Origin of the sequence: Peribacillus frigoritolerans (genome assembly GCF_030676415.1) — a bacterium.
Taxonomy (GTDB): domain Bacteria; phylum Bacillota; class Bacilli; order Bacillales; family DSM-1321; genus Peribacillus; species Peribacillus frigoritolerans_A.
In genome coordinates, this window is sequence record NZ_JAUUTW010000021.1 from 1 (window position 1) to 25,420 (window position 25,420).

The 25,420-nt window shown below is 35.0% G+C and carries 19 protein-coding genes and 8 pseudogenes; 4 read left to right on the forward strand and 23 right to left on the reverse strand.

Annotation, left to right across the window (positions count from 1 at the left end):
* Positions 1 to 364: 364 nt before the first annotated feature.
* From Q8G36_RS18545 to gdhA, 15 genes and pseudogenes are all read right to left on the reverse strand, one after another.
* Positions 365 to 1,366: pseudogene (locus Q8G36_RS18545) on the reverse strand (LLM class flavin-dependent oxidoreductase).
* Positions 1,367 to 1,923: 557 nt separating this feature from the next.
* Positions 1,924 to 2,094 (reverse strand): annotated as a pseudogene (locus tag Q8G36_RS18550) (family 1 glycosylhydrolase); the annotation flags it as partial.
* Positions 2,095 to 3,033: 939 nt separating this feature from the next.
* The gene (locus Q8G36_RS18555) at positions 3,034 to 4,143 is read right to left on the reverse strand and encodes a flavin monoamine oxidase family protein (protein ID WP_305160993.1); all 1,110 of its coding nucleotides are present in this window, start codon (positions 4,141 to 4,143) and stop codon (positions 3,034 to 3,036) included.
* Complete coding sequence (locus Q8G36_RS18560) at positions 4,140 to 4,286, reverse strand: hypothetical protein (protein WP_305160994.1); 147 nt, start codon at positions 4,284 to 4,286, stop codon at positions 4,140 to 4,142. Before Q8G36_RS18560 ends, Q8G36_RS18555 begins: the two co-directional genes overlap by 4 nt.
* A gap of 939 nt (positions 4,287 to 5,225) precedes the next feature.
* The gene (locus tag Q8G36_RS18565) at positions 5,226 to 5,897 is read right to left on the reverse strand and encodes an ArsR/SmtB family transcription factor (RefSeq protein ID WP_187049580.1); all 672 of its coding nucleotides are present in this window, start codon (positions 5,895 to 5,897) and stop codon (positions 5,226 to 5,228) included.
* 297 nt (positions 5,898 to 6,194) lie between these two features.
* Positions 6,195 to 6,533: a bacillithiol system redox-active protein YtxJ gene (gene ytxJ, locus Q8G36_RS18570; RefSeq protein ID WP_305160995.1), complete on the reverse strand. Its 339-nt coding sequence runs from the start codon at positions 6,531 to 6,533 to the stop codon at positions 6,195 to 6,197.
* Positions 6,534 to 6,901: 368 nt separating this feature from the next.
* A complete protein-coding gene (locus Q8G36_RS18575; protein ID WP_305160996.1) occupies positions 6,902 to 7,240 on the reverse strand; it encodes a thioredoxin family protein in 339 nt (112 codons plus the stop codon).
* Between the two features lie 142 nt (positions 7,241 to 7,382).
* Positions 7,383 to 7,642: pseudogene (locus Q8G36_RS18580) on the reverse strand (metal-sensing transcriptional repressor).
* Entirely contained in the window at positions 7,632 to 7,943 is a 312-nt protein-coding gene (locus Q8G36_RS18585; RefSeq protein WP_305160997.1) for a sulfurtransferase, read from the reverse strand. Before Q8G36_RS18585 ends, Q8G36_RS18580 begins: the two are co-directional and overlap by 11 nt.
* 200 nt (positions 7,944 to 8,143) lie before the next feature.
* The gene (locus tag Q8G36_RS18590) at positions 8,144 to 8,914 is read right to left on the reverse strand and encodes an SDR family NAD(P)-dependent oxidoreductase (RefSeq protein WP_305160998.1); all 771 of its coding nucleotides are present in this window, start codon (positions 8,912 to 8,914) and stop codon (positions 8,144 to 8,146) included.
* Between the two features lie 637 nt (positions 8,915 to 9,551).
* Positions 9,552 to 10,640, reverse strand: coding sequence for a quinone-dependent dihydroorotate dehydrogenase (locus Q8G36_RS18595; protein ID WP_305160999.1), 1,089 nt, complete (start codon positions 10,638 to 10,640; stop codon positions 9,552 to 9,554).
* Positions 10,641 to 11,185: 545 nt separating this feature from the next.
* A pseudogene (aspA, locus tag Q8G36_RS18600) lies at positions 11,186 to 11,398 on the reverse strand (aspartate ammonia-lyase); the annotation flags it as partial.
* Between the two features lie 260 nt (positions 11,399 to 11,658).
* A complete protein-coding gene (locus tag Q8G36_RS29045) occupies positions 11,659 to 12,069 on the reverse strand; it encodes an MsnO8 family LLM class oxidoreductase (protein WP_336622977.1) in 411 nt (136 codons plus the stop codon).
* Between the two features lie 118 nt (positions 12,070 to 12,187).
* Positions 12,188 to 12,343 (reverse strand): annotated as a pseudogene (locus Q8G36_RS18610) (ArsR family transcriptional regulator); the annotation flags it as partial.
* A gap of 5 nt (positions 12,344 to 12,348) precedes the next feature.
* Positions 12,349 to 13,731, reverse strand: coding sequence for an NADP-specific glutamate dehydrogenase (gene gdhA, locus Q8G36_RS18615; RefSeq protein ID WP_305161000.1), 1,383 nt, complete (start codon positions 13,729 to 13,731; stop codon positions 12,349 to 12,351).
* A 570-nt stretch (positions 13,732 to 14,301) separates the two neighbouring features.
* On the opposite strand from gdhA, the gene Q8G36_RS18620 reads away from it, so the two are divergent.
* Positions 14,302 to 14,730 carry a VOC family protein gene (locus Q8G36_RS18620; protein WP_222619875.1) on the forward strand — a complete coding sequence of 143 codons (429 nt, stop codon included), beginning with the start codon at positions 14,302 to 14,304 and terminating at the stop codon, positions 14,728 to 14,730.
* A gap of 597 nt (positions 14,731 to 15,327) precedes the next feature.
* Here the strand turns inward: Q8G36_RS18620 and Q8G36_RS18625 are convergent.
* From Q8G36_RS18625 to Q8G36_RS18645, 7 genes and pseudogenes are all read right to left on the reverse strand, one after another.
* Positions 15,328 to 16,209 carry a DMT family transporter gene (locus Q8G36_RS18625; RefSeq protein ID WP_305161001.1) on the reverse strand — a complete coding sequence of 294 codons (882 nt, stop codon included), beginning with the start codon at positions 16,207 to 16,209 and terminating at the stop codon, positions 15,328 to 15,330.
* Positions 16,210 to 16,353: 144 nt separating this feature from the next.
* The gene (locus tag Q8G36_RS18630; RefSeq protein ID WP_305161002.1) at positions 16,354 to 17,163 is read right to left on the reverse strand and encodes a TrmB family transcriptional regulator; all 810 of its coding nucleotides are present in this window, start codon (positions 17,161 to 17,163) and stop codon (positions 16,354 to 16,356) included.
* Between the two features lie 636 nt (positions 17,164 to 17,799).
* The gene (locus tag Q8G36_RS29355) at positions 17,800 to 17,961 is read right to left on the reverse strand and encodes a hypothetical protein (protein ID WP_370694073.1); all 162 of its coding nucleotides are present in this window, start codon (positions 17,959 to 17,961) and stop codon (positions 17,800 to 17,802) included.
* An 11-nt stretch (positions 17,962 to 17,972) separates the two neighbouring features.
* Positions 17,973 to 18,176 (reverse strand): annotated as a pseudogene (locus Q8G36_RS29360) (hypothetical protein); the annotation flags it as partial.
* Positions 18,177 to 18,258: 82 nt separating this feature from the next.
* Positions 18,259 to 18,828: pseudogene (locus Q8G36_RS18635) on the reverse strand (flotillin family protein); the annotation flags it as partial.
* 566 nt (positions 18,829 to 19,394) lie between these two features.
* On the reverse strand, positions 19,395 to 19,697 hold the full coding sequence (locus Q8G36_RS18640; RefSeq protein WP_305161003.1) for a hypothetical protein: 303 nt from the start codon (positions 19,695 to 19,697) through the stop codon (positions 19,395 to 19,397).
* 72 nt (positions 19,698 to 19,769) lie between these two features.
* Positions 19,770 to 19,927, reverse strand: a pseudogene (locus tag Q8G36_RS18645) (IS1595 family transposase); the annotation flags it as partial.
* Between the two features lie 486 nt (positions 19,928 to 20,413).
* Between Q8G36_RS18645 and brnQ the strand changes: the two are divergent.
* Entirely contained in the window at positions 20,414 to 21,757 is a 1,344-nt protein-coding gene (brnQ, locus tag Q8G36_RS18650; protein WP_305161004.1) for a branched-chain amino acid transport system II carrier protein, read from the forward strand.
* A 179-nt stretch (positions 21,758 to 21,936) separates the two neighbouring features.
* Here brnQ and bla read toward each other — a convergent pair whose 3' ends face one another.
* On the reverse strand, positions 21,937 to 22,869 hold the full coding sequence (gene bla / locus Q8G36_RS18655) for a class A beta-lactamase (protein WP_305161005.1): 933 nt from the start codon (positions 22,867 to 22,869) through the stop codon (positions 21,937 to 21,939).
* Positions 22,870 to 23,182: 313 nt separating this feature from the next.
* Here bla and Q8G36_RS18660 point away from each other — a divergent pair, with 313 nt between their 5' ends.
* Positions 23,183 to 24,994: a BlaR1 family beta-lactam sensor/signal transducer gene (locus Q8G36_RS18660; protein WP_305161086.1), complete on the forward strand. Its 1,812-nt coding sequence runs from the start codon at positions 23,183 to 23,185 to the stop codon at positions 24,992 to 24,994.
* A complete protein-coding gene (gene blaI / locus Q8G36_RS18665) occupies positions 24,975 to 25,355 on the forward strand; it encodes a penicillinase repressor BlaI (protein WP_305161006.1) in 381 nt (126 codons plus the stop codon). Before Q8G36_RS18660 ends, blaI begins: the two co-directional genes overlap by 20 nt.
* Positions 25,356 to 25,420 lie beyond the last annotated feature (65 nt).

The window sequence follows — 25,420 nt, forward strand, 5'->3', positions numbered from 1 at the left end:
TTCATTGTGAGACCTCCAAATAGATGTTTTGTCCTTTTTTAGCTGGCCAGCTTAGGACACATTCATCTTATCAAGAGGTCTTTTTTCGTTCAAACCTCATTTTCAGTTATTACAGGAATGCTGCCCCGATAGTTCAATAAAGACTTCTTCAATATTAGCCTTAATCCTTTATGGATTAAAGAACGTTATCGTTCAAGCGTATTTCGTCACATACTAAGTAAATTAAGGCAAACAGAAAAAAGCCGTGATCACATTTACTAAACCACGGCTTTAATGTCTGTTATATTAAAAAATACAATTTAATTTAAAAGATAACGCGATACCATCCCCCCTTAACTCCATAACAGAGGTGTTTTCCTGCTATTTATTTACCTTCAACAATTTCCTTAAAGATTTGATATGACCGCTTTTGTTTCTCAGGATTAAAGATAAAGGAAACAGCCATTATTTCATCTACCTTATACTTCTCTTGGAAATTTGTTAACTGTGCTTTTACTGTCTCTTTACTTCCCATTAACGCTACACTGGTCATCGAGGAAGCCATTTCTTTCTCAGGTTCGCTCCATAGGTTATCCATGCTATTTACTGGTGGCTGCAATGGAAATTGTGTACCTTGTACTATATTTAGGAAAAATTGTTGCATCGTTGTTGATTCTCTTTTCGCTTCCTCATCTGTTTCAGTTGCAATCACATTTAAACAAATCATCATGTATGGAGAATCAAGATAGTCAGAAGGTTGGAATCGATTTCGATAAATCGAGATGGCTTCCTCCATATGCCTAGGTGCAAAGTGTGAGGCAAACACATATGGCAACCCTAATTGAGCAGCTAAATTCGCCGAATCTGTCGATGACCCCAAAATATATAATGGGATTTTAGTACCAACACCTGGATACGCTTTGACATAACCCTGTTTTTCTTCAGGTCCAAAGTATGTAAGCAAGGAATTTACGTCATTAGGAAATGTATAAACTGAATCGTTCTATGAACGTCTTAACGCACTTGCCGTCATCATATCAGTACCAGGTGCTCTTCCAAGTCCTAAGTCCAAACGGTTTGGATAGATGGTTGCCATCGTTCCAAATTGTTCGGCAACGACTAATGGAGAATGATTAGGCAGCATAACCCCGCCAGATCCAACACGGATGGTTTTCGTATGCTCCAATGTATGCTTAATTAAAATGGAGGTAGCTGAACTTACAAGTGTAGGAGTATTATGATGTTCTGCAATCCAATAGCGATTATATCCCATTTCCTCCGTAGCTTTTGCTAAATCAACCATCGCATCAATTGCATCTTTAGGTTCCTGTCCTTGACGAATCGGGGAAAGGTTTAAGACAGAAACCGGTATATTTATATTTGTCATTTCATTGGCTCCCTTTCTAAATCAAAATACATCACTATAGTCAATAACAGATTTAGAATGAAACTGTATACTTAGGACCACAGAGGATCTTTGGTGGTGATTTTTTGAATATACCTGTTTAAATGATGAAGAAATTTTACAAAGATACTGACTTGACATTGGAGAAAAAGTGCTTACTTGATAACATTAATATATATAAATGATATAAGTGACGGGGAAGTGAATCCCTCACTCGGGTTTGCTCTCTGCAGTGGATTGACTTTTTTCACTTTAGCACTTGCCCATTTAATTTGTTCAAGCAAGACGGGCTGAGCACTGATTCCCCCGCCAATCGCCATGATTTCTGGATATAGTATATACTGTAAATTTTTGTGGCTAACTGAATACAATATTCTTCAAATACAACCATTGCTTCTTTGTATTGGTGGAGTGGCCTATTTGTTAAACCGCATAACACCAGAGCGTAATTAATAATGTCTACTTTTCATTTAGAAATAAACAAAGAGGATTATGATGGTCAGTTGAGATCATGATAATCCTCTTTCTATTGTGCGTCCCTGGTATTTTACCTGTATAGGATTTTCTTCACGATCTGATAAAATTCCGCCACCTGTGAAAGGGCTGTGGGTGATCATATTAATTTCATTAAATGAAATCCAGTATTTGACCTTCTCTTTATATCGCTTAAAAACGGTTTCTGCTTAGCGAACAAAGTGATCAATCGTTTCCTCCTTGTATTTAAGATGAGTTTGGTTTCACTATTAATCAATTGAATAATAGAATTATAGTGTTAGATATCCTTTTCGTCAAGTAGTAAATATTCCTCTTCTTTAAGCTTTTTTATCATTTCCTAATTTGTGATACCTATACATAATCCCTATAGCTACAACAGCTGAATGGTATGCTTTGTCTCGATACATTTGACATTGATCAATTTTTAGATAAAACGGATAACTGGTAAAGAAAAGCATGCCCAAAGTGGATATGCTTTTTTTCTTTATAGGGGATAAAGATTCAAACGTGATGTTTGATTTCACTTTTGAAAAATTTATCGAAGAAATGTACTGTATTCAAAATTAATGAGGTAGGTCTGCACCGATACTTATTGCTCAGTTATATATATTAAATTTTTTATCTATTTTCTACTCCTTGTTCAACAATCCTGCCCCGTAAGTTCCATAAGAAATGGAGCTGTTTCCAGCCCCATATAGAAGTAAAGCAACAGTTAGTTCAACAAATAAATTTAAAATGAAAGTTAGTTTTTAAGTTTATTCAGGTCAAATCTTGCTATTTCTTGGTTTTCGATTGTTAAAACTAAAAAAGCATTAAATGCATACTCTTTAAGTTCATCTAATTTTCCTTTTGAAGGTATAAGTGGTGGAACTTAGGGATTTTCTTCGCTTACACTCTAAATCGTAGTTAAGAGTATACTTACCCTTTTGGTCAGACTTAAGAACAGATGAAAAAGTATGACCGAACCCTACACCACTCTCGTTTTAATCTTCGGGATTATAAATATTGAAGCCTATTACGTCTTCTTACACCGATTTTAATTTGTCTTTGGGCTCAATCTTAAGTTCAATTCCTTTATCAACTTCTCTAATACCTACTGTTTTTTATCACCTAAAGTTACAAAATTAGGACATTATTGTATTGAAAAGAGTGTGTCATAAAGACCTATTAGTTAAATTACTGATTTCAAAAACTGCCTGCTCAGCTGCCTGAAGTGCACCTTCGAGATGTCCACCGTATTGTGAATTAGTCTCTGTTCCAGCAAAAATAATTTTCTTTTCCCATACCTCTGCTTTTGGTGGTTGACCATAGCTTGGGTAATCTCTAAGCGGATTGAAGTCTTCCTCAATAGCCGTTTCGGAATCTCTGGACCAATCTTTGTAAAGGATAGAACTTACGTTTTTGGCCGAGGGTCCAAAGAGTCTAACCAATTGGTCAATGACCAATTTTAAAACTTTATCCTCACCGAGTTCTCGGCGCATCTTCACTGGCATTCCAAAGAAACCAAATAATGCACCAGAGCCTGTAGGAGGGGAAGCATCATGGATTTCCTGCAAGGGTCCCACCCAACTCGATACGAAGCCAGAAAGTCCTGATTCCCTCCAAAAGGGACGATCATAGATTGCAACTGCCTTAGCCTGTCCTGCCATCCACGTAGGCTTGTTGACAAGGTCAGTCATAAGATTTGGAGGGAGAGCAGGAGAGAATTCAATATGACGTGCCACAATTCGAGGCGGCAATGCTAGGATAACAGCACTTGCAGAAACTTTTTTTCTCTTTCCATCAGCAAGGTCTGCTTCAAGCGTGATAGCACCAGCTTTATCTAGTCGAATTGCCGTTACTCGCGTTTCTAACTCGACTATCCCTGGCGGCAGAGTACCTGCTACAGCATCAATAAGGGACTGCACCCCTCCTATGAACCGAATTGACCTTGCACCAGAGTTTTCTGGCAGTATATAACGCTCTGGTGGTTCGTTTGGAAATCGTTCTGAAAGCATTTCCCCTTTGGTGTACTGGACGAAAGTTCCTAAATTCTGTTCTTTGATAAGATTGGTAATAGTGCTCTCGTACTGCGGCCAGAACCATGTCGGACCGAGATCAAATTTGCCTAGGTCAGGTCTGTTTGGATCGGCAGTACTCAAGACCCTACCGCCAATTCTATCTCTAGCTTCTAGAACCCTACATTCGATGCCCTGTGCAGTAAGCAGAGACGCAGCACGAAGGCCACTTAAACCAGCACCAACAATGACTACAGGATTGTTCATATGCTTTCCTCTTTCCGACCGTGTGTACGCTGTCTAAATGTACTTATGAAAGAGTTATTCCTTTTTGTATTAGCCATTTCCAAATAAGCTTTCCCAATGTAGCAAAATGGGCTTTCTATATTCGACCAAATTTCAATCTTCATTAATATTCCCCCTATTTTTTAGTACGGTATTGTTGAGTTAGAAACTTCAAGGTTAAATTGCTGTTTGTAAAAAAATATACCTATACAAAATTACTCAATTAATTTATTGAGTAATAGAAATATTTAATAGCATATTTCTGTAGACAAGGGGAAAGTATCCTTTTCTTTTTTCTTACCTTACATTCTCTGGTTTTTATCCTGTATGAAAAACAGATTTGATGGGAAAACATTCTCTTTATATGACCTTTTGGGCTTAAGTTATGAGAAAGGTGCCAGCCACCCGTAATTTGAACTCTTCTGAAATCTGTCTCTAATTCCTGGTAAACTCTATTCAGCCAACTCTTATTACTATTTCAGCTAAAGTGTCTGCCTTAAACTAGTCTGATATTTCTCCACAGTCCGGCTTATACGTAGGATAATAAGTTTAACTTCACTAAATTTACTGGAGAACCCATATCGTTTCATTGTTGACGAATTTATTTATTACACAAAAAAAGTAGCTGTAAGCTACCCTTTATACCTTATAAAATAAACTATATAAATAATTTATCATCTGCTTTTTTTACTTTCTGAGTAAAACCAAATACCTACCAGTTGGTATAGAGGAGTTTTAATATAACATCTAAAATTTATTATTAAAAATATATGTCAGTAAGAAAGGTGGCGCATTTTATGAATCACATCGATGAAAGAACAAATTATAAAATTGGTCTTTCGAATATGAACAATAAGAAAAGTATTGTCTAAGCACTTTTTCCATCCTTACTGACATTATAAAGTAATATTTGTTTCGCTATAAAAAAACGCCTTGGTTTAAAATTATATCGGGTCTCGCCATTACTTAAGATATGAATTTAATTTGCACTTTGGTCTTATAAAATTATACAATACAAATTAAAAGCATACGAAAGTTCATGAACTATAGTGATATACTATATTTTAATGTTTAAGTTCCAGATACTTCTGCCATTCATGAATGCTTTCTGCCATACGGTAAGCCCTAAACCCTTGCTTTTTCATTTTTTGCGCCGCTATAGCTGAAAAAGCACAGAACTGCCCTCTACAATAAGCTACAACTTCTTTATCTCTCGGTAATTGTTGAAGATATAAATCCAACTTTTCCATAGGGACAGAGACCGCGTCTTCTATATGCCCAGCTTCATATTCATCTGCCGGACGCAAGTCTATGAGGATTATATTTTCTTTTTTTAACTTTTCGTATACTTCATCCATTGTAAGTGTATATAATTCTTCCATGTGACCTAAGAAATCTTCTTTAATCCGAGTGATATCTGAAAGATGATTTTCACCAAGATGCCATAAGGAAAATAAAAACTCAACTACAGATGGATCAGCCAATGAATAAATAGCATATGTTCCTTTTTTAGTAAACTTAACTAATCTTGAGTCATTGAGAACTTGAAGATGACGAGAAACATTTGCCACATTCATACCTGTATCCTGCGCCAACTTTTCAACTGTTTTTGGACCATGAGATAGTAAATTTAATATCTCAAGTCGTTTGTCACTCGATAAACACTTTCCAACTCTTGCTAGTTGTTTATACAATTCATCCTTATAATCTTTTGCAGAAGAAATGAGCTCTTCCATACTAATCATCCTTTATAATCAATTAATTACATTGTTGATGATACTATAGTTAAAGTAAGAATAACAAGATAATGATTTCATTATCTCATACTCAATCTGCAAGAGAAAACATGTGTAAATTAAAGGGATGATTATAGAGGCTGTTTTTCTTTTGCAGGTTAGCAATAACTTCTAACAATTTAACTAACAATATTATCATTTACTATGCATAGATCCATTGATGTTACTGTTTCTAAATTATTATGGTTAGATACAAGGTTAATTATTAAATGTAGAAAACTTATTTCTACTTTTCAATTAGTTCAATACTGCTGTCATATGTTCAGTCGTAACTGACCAATGTGATGCAGTCCAATATTTAGATTTATCCTTCACAAAAATAACTTGTGGAGATTCATGCTTGACGCTCAAATCATCCGCAATTTTATTAGAAACCGCGCGTGACTCGATTACTTTAACAATAATGTAGTCTACATTATTATTTGGTGAACCTTCTAAATAATGCTCATATTCTTTAAGTGCATTAGAGCTCACGGGACAGGTAGTACTATGCTTTAGAATGACCTGTCCACGTATTGTAGACTTCTCTAAAATATCATCCCACTCTTCTAATTTTATTAATTCTTTCCACTTCATTTCATTTCCCCCTTAAGTTCAATTCATTTAGTATTCAATTGATTAATTGAATTATAGTACTCATGTTCTTATAAGTCAAGTACAAAGAATATATACTTTTAAAGAGAAATTTACCTTCCTAATTAGAAACATTTAAAGTTGAATTAAGAGAATATAATATTTAACCCCTTGTACCAACTGATAGGACAGGGAGGTGATCATACAAATTAATTCGTTCTGCTACTCGGCATTTTAAGTTATATTGTTGACGAATTACATCAAAACATTCAGAAACCCTTTCAGATCCTTTTCCACCTTCTAGAATAGCAATTATATAGTTTGAGCTTAATTTTCGGAATCAATTTTCTCGTGAAGTAACTACGTTATTTCTATTGCTGATTATACATTTCATAAATTTTCTCTATTCGTTTCTCTAATTCATCAAAGTGAACAAACCGAGCATCTCTTAATACTTCTTTTCCATCTATAAATAAAAGTAGTACAGGTACAGTAAAAATAGAGAATTTAGCTGCTATTTCTTCTACCTCATAGGCGTTTATATGTCCTAAGTGGATAAGTGGAAACTTGTCCAGTAATTCTCTTAGCTTTGGTAAAACAGCATGACACACACCACAATCTTCTCTTGACACGTATAAAAAACTTAATTCATGATTTTTCAAGAAATCTTCTATCATATTCATCGAAGTTAATTCTTCTAATTTTTTCATTTTCTTGCTCCTTTATTGATTTTTTAGACTTCTACTGCATGATTTACTTTTACTATTTTAATTCCAACGAAATACTTATACCTGTAGTGGTATAAAAATAATCAAATTAGTTACCTCTAATATTCTTAAGGATAGGTGTTTTTTATCTACTCTTAACTAATAAATCAATGGCTTCTTTTACTAAATTCTCTGTTTTCCATCCTGCTTAACACTTTCTCTGGCACATTGTTCAAGGTTAGTGCTAACCATTACACCTATTTCTCGATTTAAAGCACTGTAGGCAGCTGACAATTGAGTTACAATCTCTCTATAATTTCCCCCTTGCTCCATCATGTTTAATACACCTTTCACTTGTCCTGTAATTCTTTTTAAACGATTTTTAACATGTCGATTATACTCCATGATCCAACATCCTTTTCTTTTGGTTAACAGTGCATGGATATTTGGTTAATTCAAAACTATTAATCGTAAACCCTTTTTTTATCAAAAAACGTAATCCTAAGTTCAATTCTAAATTATCTTCAGCTATAACATGTATTTTACCCTGAGGGATTTCCATATAAAAGCGCTTTAGGTATGCCAAAGGAATATTTAAGGTATAGTCCTCGGGATATTTTGAGGTTTCATTATAATCCCGAATATCTAATACAATGATAGTAGAATCTTTTAATTTATTTTTTTTTATACAATGAATTCCTTTCACTGGGTAATATCTCTTATATAGTATAAGTAATATAGGTATTAATAATAAAGTGACCAAATAAATAATTTAAAAAACCTCCCCTTTAATAAGTATTGATTCAACTTATTCTCCTCCTTAGAAAAGATTAATTTAATCTATTTCACTATTCTTGATTATTTAAAAAAGAACAACCATTTTCATGATTGCTCCTTTTTTCATTTTTATCTTAATCGAGCTGTAACTCCACCATCAATTGGCATAATAATGCCTGTAATCCATGATGATGAATCATCCGCAAGGAATAAAATTGCATTTGCTCCATCATCTGGAGTACCATTGCGTCCAATGGGGTGAAACTCATTAAAAGTTGGTAATACTTCTGCTACTTCTTCTTCTGACATAAAAGTATTGTAAATTGGTGTTTCAACAATTGCTGGTGCTACTGCATTTACTCGAATGTGATCACCTGCGAATTCCACGGCTAAATTTCTTGTTAAAGCATGTCTTCCTGCCATTGCAGCTGAATAAGCTGCCGAAGGAGTTGACTCTACTGCTTGAATTGCCCACATTGAACCCGTGTTTACTATTGCTCCTCCTCCACGTTTTTTCATTTCTGGTATAACTGCTTGAGAAGGGTAGAATGTTCCTTTAACGATTGTATCTAAATAGGATTGTAAATCGTCCTCTGTATGGTCAAGGAATGGTGTTGGATTGAATTTCCCTGTATTATTTACTAATATATCTACACCACCAAACACTTCTACTGCTTTTTTAACCAATTTCTCTGAAGTTTCTTTTTTACTGATATCACCGGCTACATATAAAACTTTTTTGCCAGTGTTGTCAATTTCTAAAGCCGTTTCCTTTAACACATTTTCTCTACGTCCATTAATAATTACATTGGCTCCTTCTTCAACAAATCTTTTTGCAGTTGCTTTCCCAATCCCAGTACCTCCACCAGTTACGATTACGGTTTTCTTTTCAAATCTCATTATCATTCATCTCCCATTTTTATTATTTAGTTCAGTTATTCCATCAATCACTATTGGAAATTCCTTTTAAGTTCATTTCCACCTATAAACTTATTATTTAAAGTGGTTAGTTACCTAATCCTAAATCATTTATAACAGGTAAATATATTAACTATTAACCTATCTACTAATAGGTAGATTTGTTTTTAAAAATTTTATTTACAATTCATGATTTGACAGGATTAATGGTCATCTTGAAAAAACTTATGTGGATCACAATTCAATCACTCAATTGAATAATTGAATTATAGCATCGGAATTCCGACTCGTCAATTAAGATTTTTTTCCCTAAAAAGGATACCTTGAGCCTTTTGATGAATAACCCTGAGTTTAATGCCGTCCATTCGAAAAAAGGATGACTCAAAAAGAGAAAATCAGAATCAATTTAGTTGCCGATTTCTTCATCATAATTTCTGTATTTTATGTGGACATCCTTTTAGTGAAAATCCTGTTGGTAGTTCTCGCCCTCTACAAATAATGGTGCCTTACTTCAATAAGAGAGTTGCTTCGGCAGCTCTTTTTCTTATGGACTAAAGGGGCAGAATAGTTGAATAGAAGATCATTTATATAAAAAAGACCACTCATGTTAGAGTGGCTACTATTCCTTACTATCTATACCAATAACCTGTCTAATATTCGTAAATCCATCTTTCTCCATTAATTCAAGTAGTCTTTTGTTAATGGACTTAACAATGCCAGGACCTTGGTAAATCATTCCTGTGTATACTTGAACAAGACTAGCTCCAGCACGAATTTTTTCGTAGGCATCTTCTCCTGTAAAAATTCCACCTACTGCAATAATGGGTACTTGTTGACCTACTTGATGATAAATCTCCCTAATCCATTTAGTTGAGCGATTTGCAAGTGGTTTACCACTTAATCCTCCCACCTCTGTTGTAAAGGATTTGGAACGTAGACCTTCTCTTGACAGGGTGGTATTAGTGGCGATAATACCTGAAATACCTTGGGAAATAGCAACTTGCAAAATCTCATTCATTTGTTCTTTTTCCATATCAGGAGCAACTTTAAGAAGAATAGGTTTTTTTATTGCCCCATTCATTTCGAGTTCATTTGTGTTTTTATAAATTTCCTGCAAAAGTTGACGCAAGTTTTCTGACTCTTGTAAATTCCTTAAATTAGGAGTATTTGGAGAACTGATATTGATAACAAAATAATCTCCATAAGGATAAAGTATATCTAAGCATTTTATATAATCATGAAAGGCATTTTCATTTACCGTTAGTTTGTTTTTTCCAATATTAATCCCAATGGGAATACTTGCTTGTTTGTAGTCTACTAAGTGTTTTACAGCTTCTTCTGCACCTATATTATTGAAGCCCATTCTATTTATAACTGCTTGGTCAGTGACCAAACGAAATAAACGTGGCTTTTCATTACCTGGTTGTCCTACAGGAGTTAAAGTACCCACTTCAACAAAACCAAAGCCAATTGCTGACAAGGACTTGTACACTTCTGCATTTTTGTCAAATCCAGCACCTAGTCCAACAGGGTTTGGAAAGTCTATTCCCCATACAGTATTATGTAAACGAACATCGTTAAATTTATACAACATATTTAGATAATTCTTGCCGAATCTGTTGTTTGCCATTTTCAATGAAGATATGGTATGTTCATGAGCAACTTCAGGGTCTAGTCTAAACAGAAGTTTTTTTATTAATTGGTACATCAATTGCCACTCCCAACAAATTTTAATTTTAGCAGTCATTTTTTCTTTGGCATCTGCATTATTTTTATATCTTTAGTATGTTGTCTTTCGACGATCCTTATTTATGTGAGTAAACAAAATCATCAAAGTGTTTACTTCATATAGAAGATTGTGATGAAATGTACTTAAACTAAAGGGGCAGAATAGTTGAATAGAAGATCAATTTATATAAAAAACACCATCATGTTATGGTGACTACTATCTCTTACTATCTATACCAATAACCTGTCTAATATTTGCAAATCCATCTTTATCCATTAATTCAAGTATCACGAATAAATTCGTAAAAAAGAAGTCTTTGCTTAACCGGGCAAAGACTTTTAGAAAGTGGTCAAATAGATTCTAACTAGTTTATACATGCTTTTACTGTTTCTAATTCCCCATTAGGAGAGACAATAAATTAACACATATAAAACCTACCTTTTTTACATCAGACTTTAGTTTTTATCAACTGTGACTTCTTTTGAACTTTTAAGGGGGCTTTTCCACCAAAATCATGTGGGGAATTACTCTCTATCAAACAGCTCAGCCCCAGAAATTCCTGGGTTTGTCATCTCGTAAGGATTTAAAATAAGATCAAGCTCTTCCTCTGTTAACACATCATACTGCAGGCATAGTTCACGCACTGATTTTCCTTTTAAAATGGCTTTCCATGTGATACGCGCTGCCACTTCGTATCCAATATGAGGATTAACAGCCGTGATAATCCCTACGCTTTTTACTCCAATCATCACTTTAGGATTTTCAAGCAAGGCAGAGGGCTTGAAGTTTTTACGGTATTCATTAACAGCAGTAAGGCCAGCACCAAATGGGTTAATAAAGTGAGCGAATGTAAACGCAGTTCCATTCGCTGCGGCAATTTCCGCGCTTCCTCCACTACTTCCCAAAAGCCACATTTCTGGGATTGTTTCTATGACAGGTGTAGCAATTAGTTCATGGAAACGATGGTCTACTGAAACATTATCTGTTAAGAATCCTTTTAATCTTCGATTTGTTGCTCGTAAGAAAGTGGTCGAGACTTTTCCTCATTTAAAGCATACGTAACCAAACGGTTTCCTCCTGGTGCTCTTCCTATTCCTAAGTCAATGCGATTTGGATAAAGTGCTTCAAGAATGCGAAAGTTTTCTGCTACTTTATATGAACTGTAATGGGGGAGCATGACTCCTCCTGAACCAATTCGGATACGCTCAGTTGATGCAGCCAAATGCATCATTAGCATTTCAGGGTTGCTACCCGCAAGCGAAAACGTCTGGTGATGCTCGGATACCCAAAATCGACTATAACCTAGCTTGTCAGCACTTTTTGCCAGTTCCGTCGTCTGAAGTAATGCTTCACGGGCATTACTTCCTTCATCTATTGGAGAATAATCGAGTATGTTTAATGAAATCATTTTTTCCACTCCGTAATATAATTTGCAACTAAATTCCCTGTATATCTGCTAGAACAAATATTTTATATAATATCCAGAAATATAGATATTTGTATTTAAAAAAACCTCCTTTCTTTTTTAATTTTTTTTGAACATATTCAGTAAATTGACGTAGGGTCTTTTCGTTTCGTAGATAATACGTCCATTGTCCTACTCGTTCAGATTCTAATAATCCAGCTTTTTGCATGGTTAATAAATAACCAGAAACATTTGCTAGTATATCTCCAACACATACTCTTTTTAGAGTATACCTTGAATCAGCATAGCATCTGCTACTTTAAGGAAGCCAGAAATGTTTGCTCCTACAACTAAATTGCCAGGCTCGCCGTATGTTTCTGATGCTTCAACACTGTTTTTATAAATGTTTTTCATGATACCTTGAAGTTTGGCATCGACATCCTCAAATGTCCAAGGCATTCTAGCACTGTTTTGGGCCATTTCAAGTGCAGAAACGGCAACGCCACCCGCATTGGCAGCTTTAGCGGGTCCGAATAAGATGCCATTATTAAGGAATATGTCAATAGCCTCAAGGGTAGAAGGCATGTTGGCACCTTCACCTACTGCCTTCACGTTGTTTTTAACCAGCAATTTTGCTGCTTCTTCATCAATCTCATTTTGTGTTGCACACGGAATGGCGATGTCGCAAGAAACAGACCAGATACCGTAACTTCCTTCATTGAATTCAGCTTCTGGATGAGCATCAACATACTCACTCAGACGTTTTCTTTCTACTTCTTTTAAGCGTTTAACTGTATCCAGGTTTAAGCCATTTTTATCGTAAATGTAACCATTGGAGTCACTGCAAGCAACTACTTTAGCACCCAGCTGTGTTGCTTTTTCGATTGCATAAATAGCTACATTACCAGATCCTGAAACAACGACAGTGCTTCCGTGAAACTGTAAGCCTTTATCTTTCAGCATTTCTTCGACGAAGTAAACCGTTCCATATCCAGTTGCCTCTGTACGGGCTAAGCTTCCGCCATAACTTATGCCTTTACCAGTTAAAACACCTGCGTGATAGCTTCCTTGCATCTTTTTATACTGACCGAATAGATATCCTATTTCTCTTGCTCCAACTCCGATATCGCCTGCCGGTACGTCCGTGTCCGGTCCGATATACCGACCTAGTTCTGACATAAAGCTTTGGCAAAAACGCATGATTTCAGCGTCTGATTTTCCTTTTGGATCGAAGTCAGATCCACCTTTCCCGCCGCCGATAGGTTGTCCTGTAAGAGAGTTTTTAAAGATTTGCTCAAAACCAAGGAACTTGATGATGCTAGCATTAACGGTCGGGTGGAAGCGTAGACCTCCTTTGTATGGTCCAATTGCGCTGTTGAACTGCACGCGGAAACCACGGTTCACGTTTACATTCCCAAGGTCATCAACCCAAGGAACACGGAAGGTAATCATTCTTTCCGGTTCCACAAGTCTTTCTAATATCCCATTTTTCATATAGGCTGGATGTTTTGCAAATACTGGAACTAATGAAGAGAAAATTTCCTTCACTGCTTGATGGAATTCACTTTCATGAGGATTACGCTCTTTTACTTGTGCGTACACTTGGCTTACAAATTCTTTAGCCACTTGTAGATCATCTTTTCGGACTACTTGTGATGTTATCATTCCTTTTTTACCCCTCTTTTTTGTTATATAATGCTTCACACCTTGAAACGGAATAAAATCATTTACAACAGCTGAATTTTAAAATCCTTTATCCAAAATCCAAGGATGCTGTTTTTGTTTTACCTGTGCTTGAACATCTCTAAGTGTTAAATCCAACCCAATGGCAATAGCATCTACTTTCATTCCTGTCTCGGACTGCTTTACGATTAAGTTAAACTCATTAAGTATTCAATTGATTAATTGAATTATAGTATTCATGTTCTTATTAGTCAAGTAAAAATAACCGCTTTGTCTCTATCTAAAAAATATAAACTTTTAAAGAGAAATTTACCTTCCTAATTAGAAACATTTATAGTTAAATTAAGAGAGAACATATCTAACCTCCCTGTACCAACTGATAGGTACAAGGAGCTGGTCATACAAATTAATTCGTTCTGTTACTCGGCCATTTACTGTTAAGATAAGTTATATTGTTGACTAATTACATCAACAATAATGTAGAATCCATAAAATTATTTTAAATAGACTTAACCTTTATTAAAAATAATAATGCTGAAAGGAGGAACTAAATTGGGAGGAACTGAATTTGAATATGTTTTAGATCACGTTGGAATTGCTGTTAGAAGTATTGATGATGCTCTTCCCTTTTATCTTAATGTATTAAATGGAGTATTAGAGGACCGTTATACAAGTGATACACCTGGAGTTGAAGTACACGTTGCTGTTGTCAGAACTAATGATAAAGTAATTGAATTATTGGCACCAACCAACAAGAACTCTCCAATGGCTCGGTTTATAAAGCAACGAGGAAAAGGAGTGCATCATATTGCATATCGAGTTGACGATTTGGACAAAGCAATACTCGAGGCAAGTAAAAATGGAGTTCGTTTTCTAGAGGACACACTACGTACAAACCCACGCGGGAGAAGGCTCATTTATGTTAATCCCGTATCAACTGATGGAACTTTGATTGAACTTTGTAGCTATTCAAATAATTAAAGAAAATATAATTAGAATTATCTTAATTGGTAGAAGCAATTCAAAGAAACAATGGGGGAATTAACGTGAACTTTAACTAAACTATAACGTTGTTCAACTCCCATGTGAACTACCCCTATAGGGCGCGACAGTCGGTGGTACACCGTTGTCGTTGGAGTCAGACTAACAGATGGGCTCTAAGGCACCATAGTCAAAGGCCTTCTTTGCAAGCCATTATTGACCCGGAAACCCATTTTCATTCTCTGGGTGCAGCGCCGGTTTTTTAATTAAATTCTACTGTATAATGAGATATAATATAAAAGGATCTTACCTGGAAGTTGGTAAGATCCTTTTACAATTACTAATTATTCATTTTTTCTCAAGGATATACCAGATGTGGAAATGAAATATCGATTCCATTTTCAACAAAGGCTTCTTTATGGCTGTGGGAAGTTGTCTTCTAACGCACCATTGTTCCATATTTTGTGTTGTCACAATAACACGATGGACAACATCCAAAACTCCAAGATTTGAACACCGAGGACAGACTCTTATCAGTAGTCTCTTCTTGACTTAACATACACCATAATTAATATTTTAAATGTCTAGGTTAATAGTTTATTTAGATTGTGCATATAAATTCCCTTTAACATCTGACACAAAAAATATACTTGTCATTATTATTGCTAACCCAAGATAAGTGCTTAGATTAGTATGTTCATTTAAAAATAAGACTCCCCAAATTATCCCAAATACAGGAACTAATAAAGTAACGCTTACTGTCCTGGTTGGACCCACATTTTTTATAAGATAGAAATAAAGAAGATAAGCAATACCAGTGGAAAAAACAGCTAAACCTAAAACTGAAAAGGTTACCGTTAAACTTGGTAATTTATTAGGTAAATTTAAAAGTGCGAATGGCATTAAAACAATGCTTGCTCCCACCTGTTGTCCAATAGCTAACTCTAGTGATTTTGTTTTATGAAAAGTAAGCTTACTATATACTCCTCCAAGTCCATAAAATAGTGCTGCTAGACAAATTGCTATTATAGATGCTATTACCTCCACATTCATATGAATAGGACTCCATCCAACCAAAATAACAACTCCTATGCAACCTATAATAATCCCGTAGAACATTTGAATATTTTTAGCTTCCTTAAGCCATAAAATAGAGATTATTGCTGAAAACAAAGGAGTCGTAGAATTAATAATGGCAGCAAGTGAAGCAGAAATGTATAATTCTGCTGAAGCAATTAAAACAAAGGGAATTGCTGCGTTGATAGCCCCTAAAATAAGAAACTCCTTCCAGTGATTCTTTAAATGTATTTTTTGTTTTAATAAGAAAGCATAACCAATTAAAAAAAGAGCAGCAATAAATACGCGACTTTCGATAAGGAAAATAGGACCTAATGAAGGTGCTGCCACTTTCATAAAAATAAAGGAGGAACCGAAAAGGCTAGCAAGTATTAACAGTACAAAAAGTTGTTTTAAAGACATAATATTACCCCTTCTACCAATCACTACTGTGGTTAGTTGTTTAACTTTAGAATCCAAAATTTAAATTCAGACATCTTTTCTTTCAGTAAATATTAGTAGTTATTATAATAATTACTATAAAACGATTAATGAAAAAACGGTTCATTAGTTGAACCGTTTTCCTGTTACAATGTGATAGAGGAACGGATTATTTTTCCATATCACTTCCATTTTTTCTGGTCCTAGTTCTTTTATAAGTTGAGAAAACATGATGTCATGACCTATATATTCCAATGCTAAAAGTACAAGAGCTGGATCTTTAGTGGTTATAGCCCAAGCCTCGGTCTCTCTTGAAAAATTAGCTATTAATACTTCATTTTTATCTTTTACAATGATTGTTAAATTTCCCTGAGTTCTTTCTTCAATAATACTTGAAGCCATATAGTTATGATAAGTTGTAAAACCAGCTTTTTTTTCTTCCGAGCCGAATAAAATTGAAAAAATAGGAAGGTTTTCTTTTTCTTTCCTTCTTATAGATTCCTCTAAATCTCCCCACTGCGCTTCCCATAAGCTTAACCAAAGTTCCTCTTTTGCTTCACGTATCATAGTCCTCATTTCAGATAAGGCTATTTCAGCATTTGGTATCCGTTTAATTGTATGAATATCTTGTTGTACCTTAAGGAATTTCAACTCATTTTTCAGGTAATTAAGAGAGGCTTCATAATCAATTTTAGATCTATTTATAAGATCCTCAACTGGTAAAGGCTCGTAAGTAACAGGATCTGAAGGTATTTTGTAAATTGCACGCTTTTCTAATAATTTTTCAAGTACCTGATAAACCATAGATCTAGGGACACCAGAACGTTTGCTAACCTCGTAACCAGTAATAGGTGAGTGTTTCAATAATCCAATATAAGCTTGACTTTCATATTGCGTAAAACCTATTTTTTTCATTACATTTATTATTTCATCCATAAAAGAATAACCTTTCCATTTTTTTAGTTATAGTAGTTATTATAATGCTGACTATTTGTCATTTCAAGTTGTATGTTCAAATTTTCTGCATATTTAAGATACTTCTTAAACATGTTAAAAATATTAGAATCATAAGAAAGATAGTTAACATTTCATTCTATGAGGAATTATTATTGCTTTCGACTGATTTTGAGGGGAACTTTTATGAATGTTTGAGAGGTCTAAGATCCACATATGGAGGTCACCCCTTCCATGTTTCACAGATTCTTCCCCTCTCAAAATCCCTTCGTCCAACCTTTGAGGTGGATAGCAGTCACACTGCCCCAAAGGATCAAAATTAAAGTTATCTAAGATTGTTTTATAGAGTGGTTAGAGAATTTATAAAAGGTAACTAATATTATAGAATGAACGTTTCTAATCATACATAGAAATTTTCACCTACATTCCACATGTCGGTTTTCTATCCAAAATAAAAACACCGCGGGAAACGGTGTTTAACTCGGATCGTTAAGTTCGTGATTAAAGTCTTGAGTAGTCAAATTCGAAATTGTCATAAGAGGGTAATCCAGCTTAACGAAACCATTTTAACTTGCGGTATCTTTATGTAAAGCATTCGAAGCTTCGTTAAATTAGGTTTTATCTAATTCGAAACCAATAAAGTTCCGATTTAGATTTATAGCAGCTGTTCTGTTGATCCCCACCCATAAAACAATCCATTTTAGTTTCACCTTTATTGGTATGAGTTGCAATGATTTTTTCGAGAACAATTACTGGCTTTTGACAAGGGTGAACTCTCACTTTTCCACTAACTATGGGAGCTTCATAAGAAGCCCTATCATAATAAGAATTAAACGTTCTTTTGTCCCTTTAGTATAGGAAATAAAATATTCTCTTGAGTTTGACAAATAATTTACTTTCGCATTAATTGTGACCGGATTGGTTTTTTCCCAAATTCCTATTCTTTGTTGTTTCAACTTCAGCTTTTCTTCTTTTAGATTCTTATGGCTTCGATGATAAAAATCCTTCCTTTTTTGACGACTTTTCCTTTTACTTTAATTGCTTTCATTATTCCCACCAAAAACAAAAGCTGATAAGCAGCATTTTCAAAATCATGTCCATTACGGCCGCTTGTCCAAACTGTTCAAAAGCTTCAGCGATCTTCTGCTAGGCTTCTGCCTCTGCTACCCTTTTTAACCGGATAATTTCCGCTTCTGTCGTACCTTGCGCCCTTTGTGCGTCCGCTTTAGCAAGACCGTCCATCCGAACACGTTCCGCTTCCGCTTTCGCCATGGCTTCAATTTTATACTTATCGGCATCCGCCTTTTTCTTCACTTCTGAATCATATTGCTTTTCACGGCGAAGGATTTCTTTTTCCTCCAGCTCAATTTGCTTCTGCCGCTCGATGATCCTGATTTGCATTTCCTGCTCTGTTACTTCCTGTTTAGATCTGGCCGTTTCAAGATCGTAAGCTTGGTCAGCTCGTGCTTTGGCAATATCCTGCTCGCGACGGAATTCCGCAACCTTTAGCTTGTTGATTTTTTCGGCTTCGGCTATTTCGGTTGCCCTTTCAAGTTCGGCACGCTGGGCTTCCTTTGAAACTTCGGCTCGCTTGATTCGCGTTTCTTTCTCTGCATCGGCGGTAGCTATATCGGCATCCCTCTTCACCTGAGAATAAGATTATTTTGGAATTAGGGTGAAAAAGTAGATATTATTGAAGTAGTACTTAAGTGTATTATTTTAAGAAGCCATAAAATTAATCATAAGCATGGGAGAATATTAAGTTTAGTATTCAGTCGTTATAATTGGTGTACCCATTGATCGCCCAACCCCTATAGTCAAAAAAAAGAGTTTCCAAAGCAACTCAATGTTTTCTTTAACAAACGCACCCATAGTCACGAAATAGAAAGAGGATATAGCATTCTGATTAAAACAAAGAAGTAAACGCACATAGCCTTTTAAAGCTTAATGGGTGGTAAGTTTAAAACGAGAATATCATAAAAAAAACCGTCTAGATTTGACGAGTTTTTTGGTTATTGCCATTCATTACTGCTTATCCCACGAGCATCTTCAATATCAAAGCCACGTGAACTTAATATAGAAAAGAAAAATTCTTCATCTAAGTATTCACCCTCGTATAACACTCTTCCACAAAAGCAATAGAAAAGTTTTTTTAACTTGCATATCCCTCACAACTATATCTGCCTGAATATTTTTCGTGATGTCATCCTTAATTAGTTGAATAAAAGACCAAGGCTAGTCAAGAATGCAGGTTCTTTCTTTAATTCAAGTTTAGGATATTGCTCATTCAATGACTCATAAGATGATGTATTTGTAACAGGTCCCACATTGTTTATGTTGTTGTCCTCTAGTAAATCCACTGTAATTTCTTTTCCAACAGCATGTAGCGAATACCTGTGATCACCACTAGGTACAAGATTTGGATGAATTCGAGCGAAATCATCTTTTTCATTCGTGCACGCTACTAGCATGGATAAGATTAGAAATATTAAACTTCCACATGTAATCTTTTTCATATTCAACTCCCTAATAATGGCTCATCAACAACCCAACAATTCTGCCTCATTACTGAAATAAACTAATATGAATCATTTGGTAAATTGTAGTAATTTAAACTTATCATAGATTGCCTCTGTTGAGAACAGGCAACTATCAACAATCATCTTGCTTACCTTTGCATCATCATTCGATGCCTGATGTGGTCAAGGAATTGAAACCAACTCAAATTATGGTGGAGGTATTTTGTCTTTTAATCTCTTCAACAGAAGAGACAAACCTTTCATTAAATCCACCTAACAACCAGGATTGTTTTTTCACAGCTACCACTTTTATCCCCCTTAATGACAACTTTATTTCTTGTTTTTTCCTCCTTTGTATCCTTTAAAGATAAAGAAGTATGTATTACAATATATCAATAGTTATAAAATGGAATTTTAGTTAATGATTACATATCACTAATAGGGGGCTAAGTAGGGGAATTTTCTGTAATTCACAGCGATTATCATTTGAATCGTAATCATGGTAGTAACAATCTACTTGTCGTTAAAATTTTAAAGGACCTTATTGCATATTAAATAAGGCCGCCGAAAAGGAGAAACTTAAAATTTATATTGAAATTAATTTTATCAGGTCATAATACAATACAATCTTATGTATTTAATTTGTGATTAATTTTTTGAAAATTATTTCTTTTTGAAAAAATAAAATTTAGTTCTTTCATGGAGGTTTTAATTTGGCTACTAGAGTACCATTTTCATTTATATTAGTTATTGGTTTAATGTTATTTGCTCTATTTTTCGGGGCAGGAAATTTAATTTTTCCACCAATGCTTGGTCAATCAGCAGGAATGAATATTTGGTCAGCAAATGCAGGGTTTTTAATAACAGGAGTTGGCTTACCGTTACTTGGTGTGTTAGCACTTGGTTTTTCGGGGAAAGATGATCTACAGTCGTTAGCAAGTCGGGTACATCCTGTATTTGGTATTGTATTCACAACCGTTCTTTATTTAGCCATTGGTCCTTTATTTGCTTTGCCTAGATCAGGAAACGTTTCTTTTGAAATCGGTATAAAACCTTTTTTGTCCGAAAATTCAGGCTCTACACCTTTACTTATTTTTACAATCATCTTTTTTAGCATTACGTGCCTTTTTTCGATCAATCCCGCAAAAGTTGTCGGAATTGTTGGGAAAATATTAACACCAATCAAGATAACGTTCATTGGAATCCTAGTAGTAGTTGCTTTTAATCATCCAATCGGAGATTTTCAAGCACCTATTAAGAATTATTCAGTTCAACCATTTTTTAATGGGTTTAGAGAAGGTTATTTAACAATGGATACGCTTGCATCTTTTGTTTTTGGCATCATCATCATTAATGCCATTAAAGAAAAAGGTGCAAAAACAAAAAAACAAATTATGGTTGTTTGTGCAAAAGCAACTGGAATTGCTGCCTTTTTCCTAGCAACCATGTATTCAGCTCTTTCTTATATGGGTGCTTCAAGTGTAGAAAAACTTGGGCACCTGGAAAATGGAGGTACCATCTTAGCAAAAGTCTCGGATTATTATTTTGGAGCTTATGGCGGGATATTATTAGGATTAATGATTACAGTAGCTTGTTTAACAACAAGCGTAGGACTTGTTACATCTTGTTCTTCATTCTTCCATAAACTATTTCCAAAGGTACCTTACAAAACAATTGCTATTAGTTTATCTATTTTTAGTGCAATAGTTGCCAATATTGGGCTAACACAGTTAATTGCTGTTTCTATTCCTCTCTTAACAGCTATTTATCCATTAGCCATTGTATTAATTTTCTTGACATTTTTTCATTCTTTATTTAAAGGGAAAGCTGAAGTGTATCAAGGAAGCTTACTTCTAACATTTATCATTAGTTTATTTGATGGATTAAATCGAGCTGGTATACACTTTTCATCCATTAATAATTTTTTTTATGAAATTCTTCCTATGTACGATGTCGGACTAGGGTGGATTATTCCAGCAATTGTTGGAGGATTTATAGGGTTTAGCAGTAGCATACTACGAGGGAAATTCGGTCTTAATCCCCCAACTAGTAGTTAAATAAATATAAAAATAAGGTCAACCCAGTGATTTTTTACTGGTTGACCTTTTAAAATTGAATGTTGAAGCCAGGAACCGACCTGTTTGTCCGTTATTGAAGGGTCACCATAACAATCGTTTTAGGAATTAATCTACTAAAAAAGGCTGCTTAACGTAACCTTTTTTAGTACAATCATATACTATTTATTTTTTACTTTAAGGGCCTTAATTACTACTTCTGTTGTCTCAGCAATAAGGTCGTCGTTATAATCAGCATCTTTTTTATCACGACTTGAAAGTACAGCAAGAACAATAGGGGCTCCTTTTGATGGCCAAATGATCGAAATGTCATTTCGCGTACCATATAATCCTGCTCCAGTCTTATCAGCCACTACCCAACCTTTCGGCACTCCTGCACGAATTAACGCATCTCCAGTAGTATTTCTCTTCATCCAATCTATTAAAAGTTCACGTTTCTCAGTTGGAAGTGCATCTCCCAATGTAAAAGCCTGAAGACTAGTAGCAAGTGCTCTTGGTGTACTCGTATCATGAGTTTCACCAGGATTAACTTCATTTAAATCTGGCTCAAATCGCTCAGGGTTGGTAACATTATCCCCGATTTCCTCCAGTGCCTTTTTAAATCCAGCCGGTCCCCCCAGTTGTTTAAGGATAAGGTTTCCAGCAGTATTGTCACTGTATCGAAGAGAAGCATCTGAAAGTTCCTTAAGAGTCATCCCCGTATCAACATGCTTTTCTGTAATCGGATTATAATTAACAAGATCCTCACGTGTATAGGTAATTCTTTGATTAAGTTCTTCTATTGATTTCTGTTGTAAAAGTACTCCTACAGCTAGAGCCTTATGAGTAGATGCATAAGCAAAACGCTCATCTGGATGATAGGTTACTGTTTGGTTTGTACCAGTATCCAACGCAAAGACACCAAGTTTAGCATCAAATTTTTCTTCAAGCTTAGCAAAATGATGATTATTGGCAGTTTCTTGTTTTTTAGGTTTAGTTAATTCAGCATTAACGTTATTGTTTGAACAACCTACAAGCGTTGCACATGAAAGAAATAGAACAGGCACAATTTTTCTGAATGCGGAAGTACTAAAAATATTGTTCAATGATTTCATAAGATTCAACCTCTTTCTAAAAAATATTTATTATATATTCTCCTGGGATAGCAGCCGGATCTTTAACTGTTGCACCCTATCTTTTGTTCATGGTGTAGACCTCCTGATTATTTGATTAGACTCTTATGTACGAATTGAAAAAACCAAGGAGTTTTAACAGATTACATTTGTAGTCTTATTGCATCTGTAGTACAGTATTACATATGTAATCAAATAAAGTCAATTCTTTATTTTTTCACCCTCAAACCACTATAAATATGCTATATACCTGTTTTTTAAAATTTAAAAGTCAAGAGAGTTGGTATTGAAGGACATGTTTTTAACTCATTTTATAATAGGTCTATTGGTGTCTTCATTTTCCATTCCTGTTATTCTACTTATTCGAAAATGGTTTGGAAGACAATTAACAGCAAAATGGTACTATCATTTGTGGATGTTTCTTTTTATGGCTTTAGCACTTCCATTCATACCTACTGATTTATATAATTTTAGTACTCTCTTTAGCGGTGGAGATACATATCAGGCTAATGCCCCCAGCTCTAATATGAACATAACTGGAACTGATATGATACAAGGCCTCCACCTAATACAAGACTTTTCTGTATCGGTCAATCGGCCGGACCTGTCCTTACTTAATATTGGAGTGATGGGTTTATGGATGTCAGGGATGCTTTTATTTACCTTTACTATGGTTCGTGGATTGCTCACACTTAGAAGGATAAAGAATTATTCTTCTCCGTTTTCCAATCAAGAAGTTCTCGTGCTTTTCGAAGAATGCAAGAAAAGACTACAGATTAAAAAATCAATAAAGATTGTAATTTCGAAAAGAGTCCAATCTCCAATGATATTCGGACTTTTTCAAACATATATCGTCTTACCTTCCCAGCATGAAAACTGGCTTAGCTTGAAAAATTACGAGTATATCTTTCTTCATGAACTAAGTCACTATAAAAACAAGGATTTGCTGACAAATTACGTGATATTGTTCTATCAAATCATTTATTGGTTTAATCCCCTTGTCTGGCTTGCTTTTAGAGAAATGAGATTGGATCGGGAAATCGCATGTGATACATCTGTTTTACAGTTAATAGATGATAATTCATTTAGTGAATATGGAAATACAATCATTAATTTTTTGGATCTTTCAAAACGGTCAAGTAAGCTTCAGATAGTGACACATTTAAACGGTTCGAAGCTTCAAATCAAAAAACGAATTGAACAAATTTCTGCCTATAAACATTCCACAAAAAAATCAATAAGAAAAAGCGTCTTTATTTATGTGTTGGCCAGTATCATTTTGACAATTCAATTACCTTTCGTTTCCGCATTTGCAACGGAAAACGACCGATACTATTTTAAAAATGATGGAGTGGTTTTTGAGGATTTACATCAATTCTTTAAAGGGTATGAAGGAAGCTTTGTTTTATATGATCATGACGCACAGCAATATCGCATTTATAATGAAGAGAAAAGTACGTTGCGGGTATCACCTGATTCCACATATAAAATCTATAGTGCCTTATTTGCACTAGAATCAAATGTGATATCACCCGAAGAATCCACCCTTTCCTGGGATGGGACGGAGCAACCCTATGACGCTTGGAATATGAATCAGGATGTTACATCTGCTTTACAAAATTCTGTAAACTGGTATTTCCAAGAATTAGATCGTAGAACAGGATTTGAAACAATACAATCCAATCTACAAGCGATAAACTATGGTAATTCCGATGTATCTGGGGAATTGGGCGAATTCTGGCTCGAATCATCATTGAAAATTTCTCCAGTCGAGCAAGTCCAACTGCTGCAAGCCTTTTATTACAATCAATTGGGATATAATGAAATGCATAACCAAGTTGTAAAGGAAGCACTACTCTTAGAAAAGGGTGAGGAAGCTCGCCTATCAGGAAAAACAGGTACAGGAACAGTGAATGGAAAAAACATCAATGGTTGGTTTATCGGGTATGTAGAGACGAAGAACAATACTTATTTCTTTGCTACCAATATACAAAATGAAGATGATTCATCTGGAAGCAAGGCGGGAGAAATTACTTTATCAATTTTAAAAGATTTAGGAATCTATAAAGAAAATGGAGGGGAGAAAAATGGAGAAAAACATTCCTAGCATATCAGAATCAGAATGGGAAATCATGAACGTGCTTTGGGATAAAGCCCCTCAAACAGCAAATGACATCATAGTTTCCTTACAGGAGAGTACCCATTGGAAGCCGAAAACCATACGCACTCTTCTCGACCGATTGGTTCAAAAAGATGTAGTAGGTGTCAATAAAAACCTAAGAGTTTACACCTTTTACCCGCTCTATTCACAGGAAGAGTGCCAGCGTGCCGAGACCGAATCATTTATCAACCGTATCTATGGAGGTACCCTGAAATCCATGCTTGTCCAGTTCATTCAGGAAGACACCCTATCTGATGATGATATCAATGAACTACGCTTTATTTTAAATAAGAAACCTAAAAAGTAATACTATTAAAAAAGCGATTTGGGATTTTTCCAAATCTCTTTTTTCGGTCGAAATCGAAATAGCTG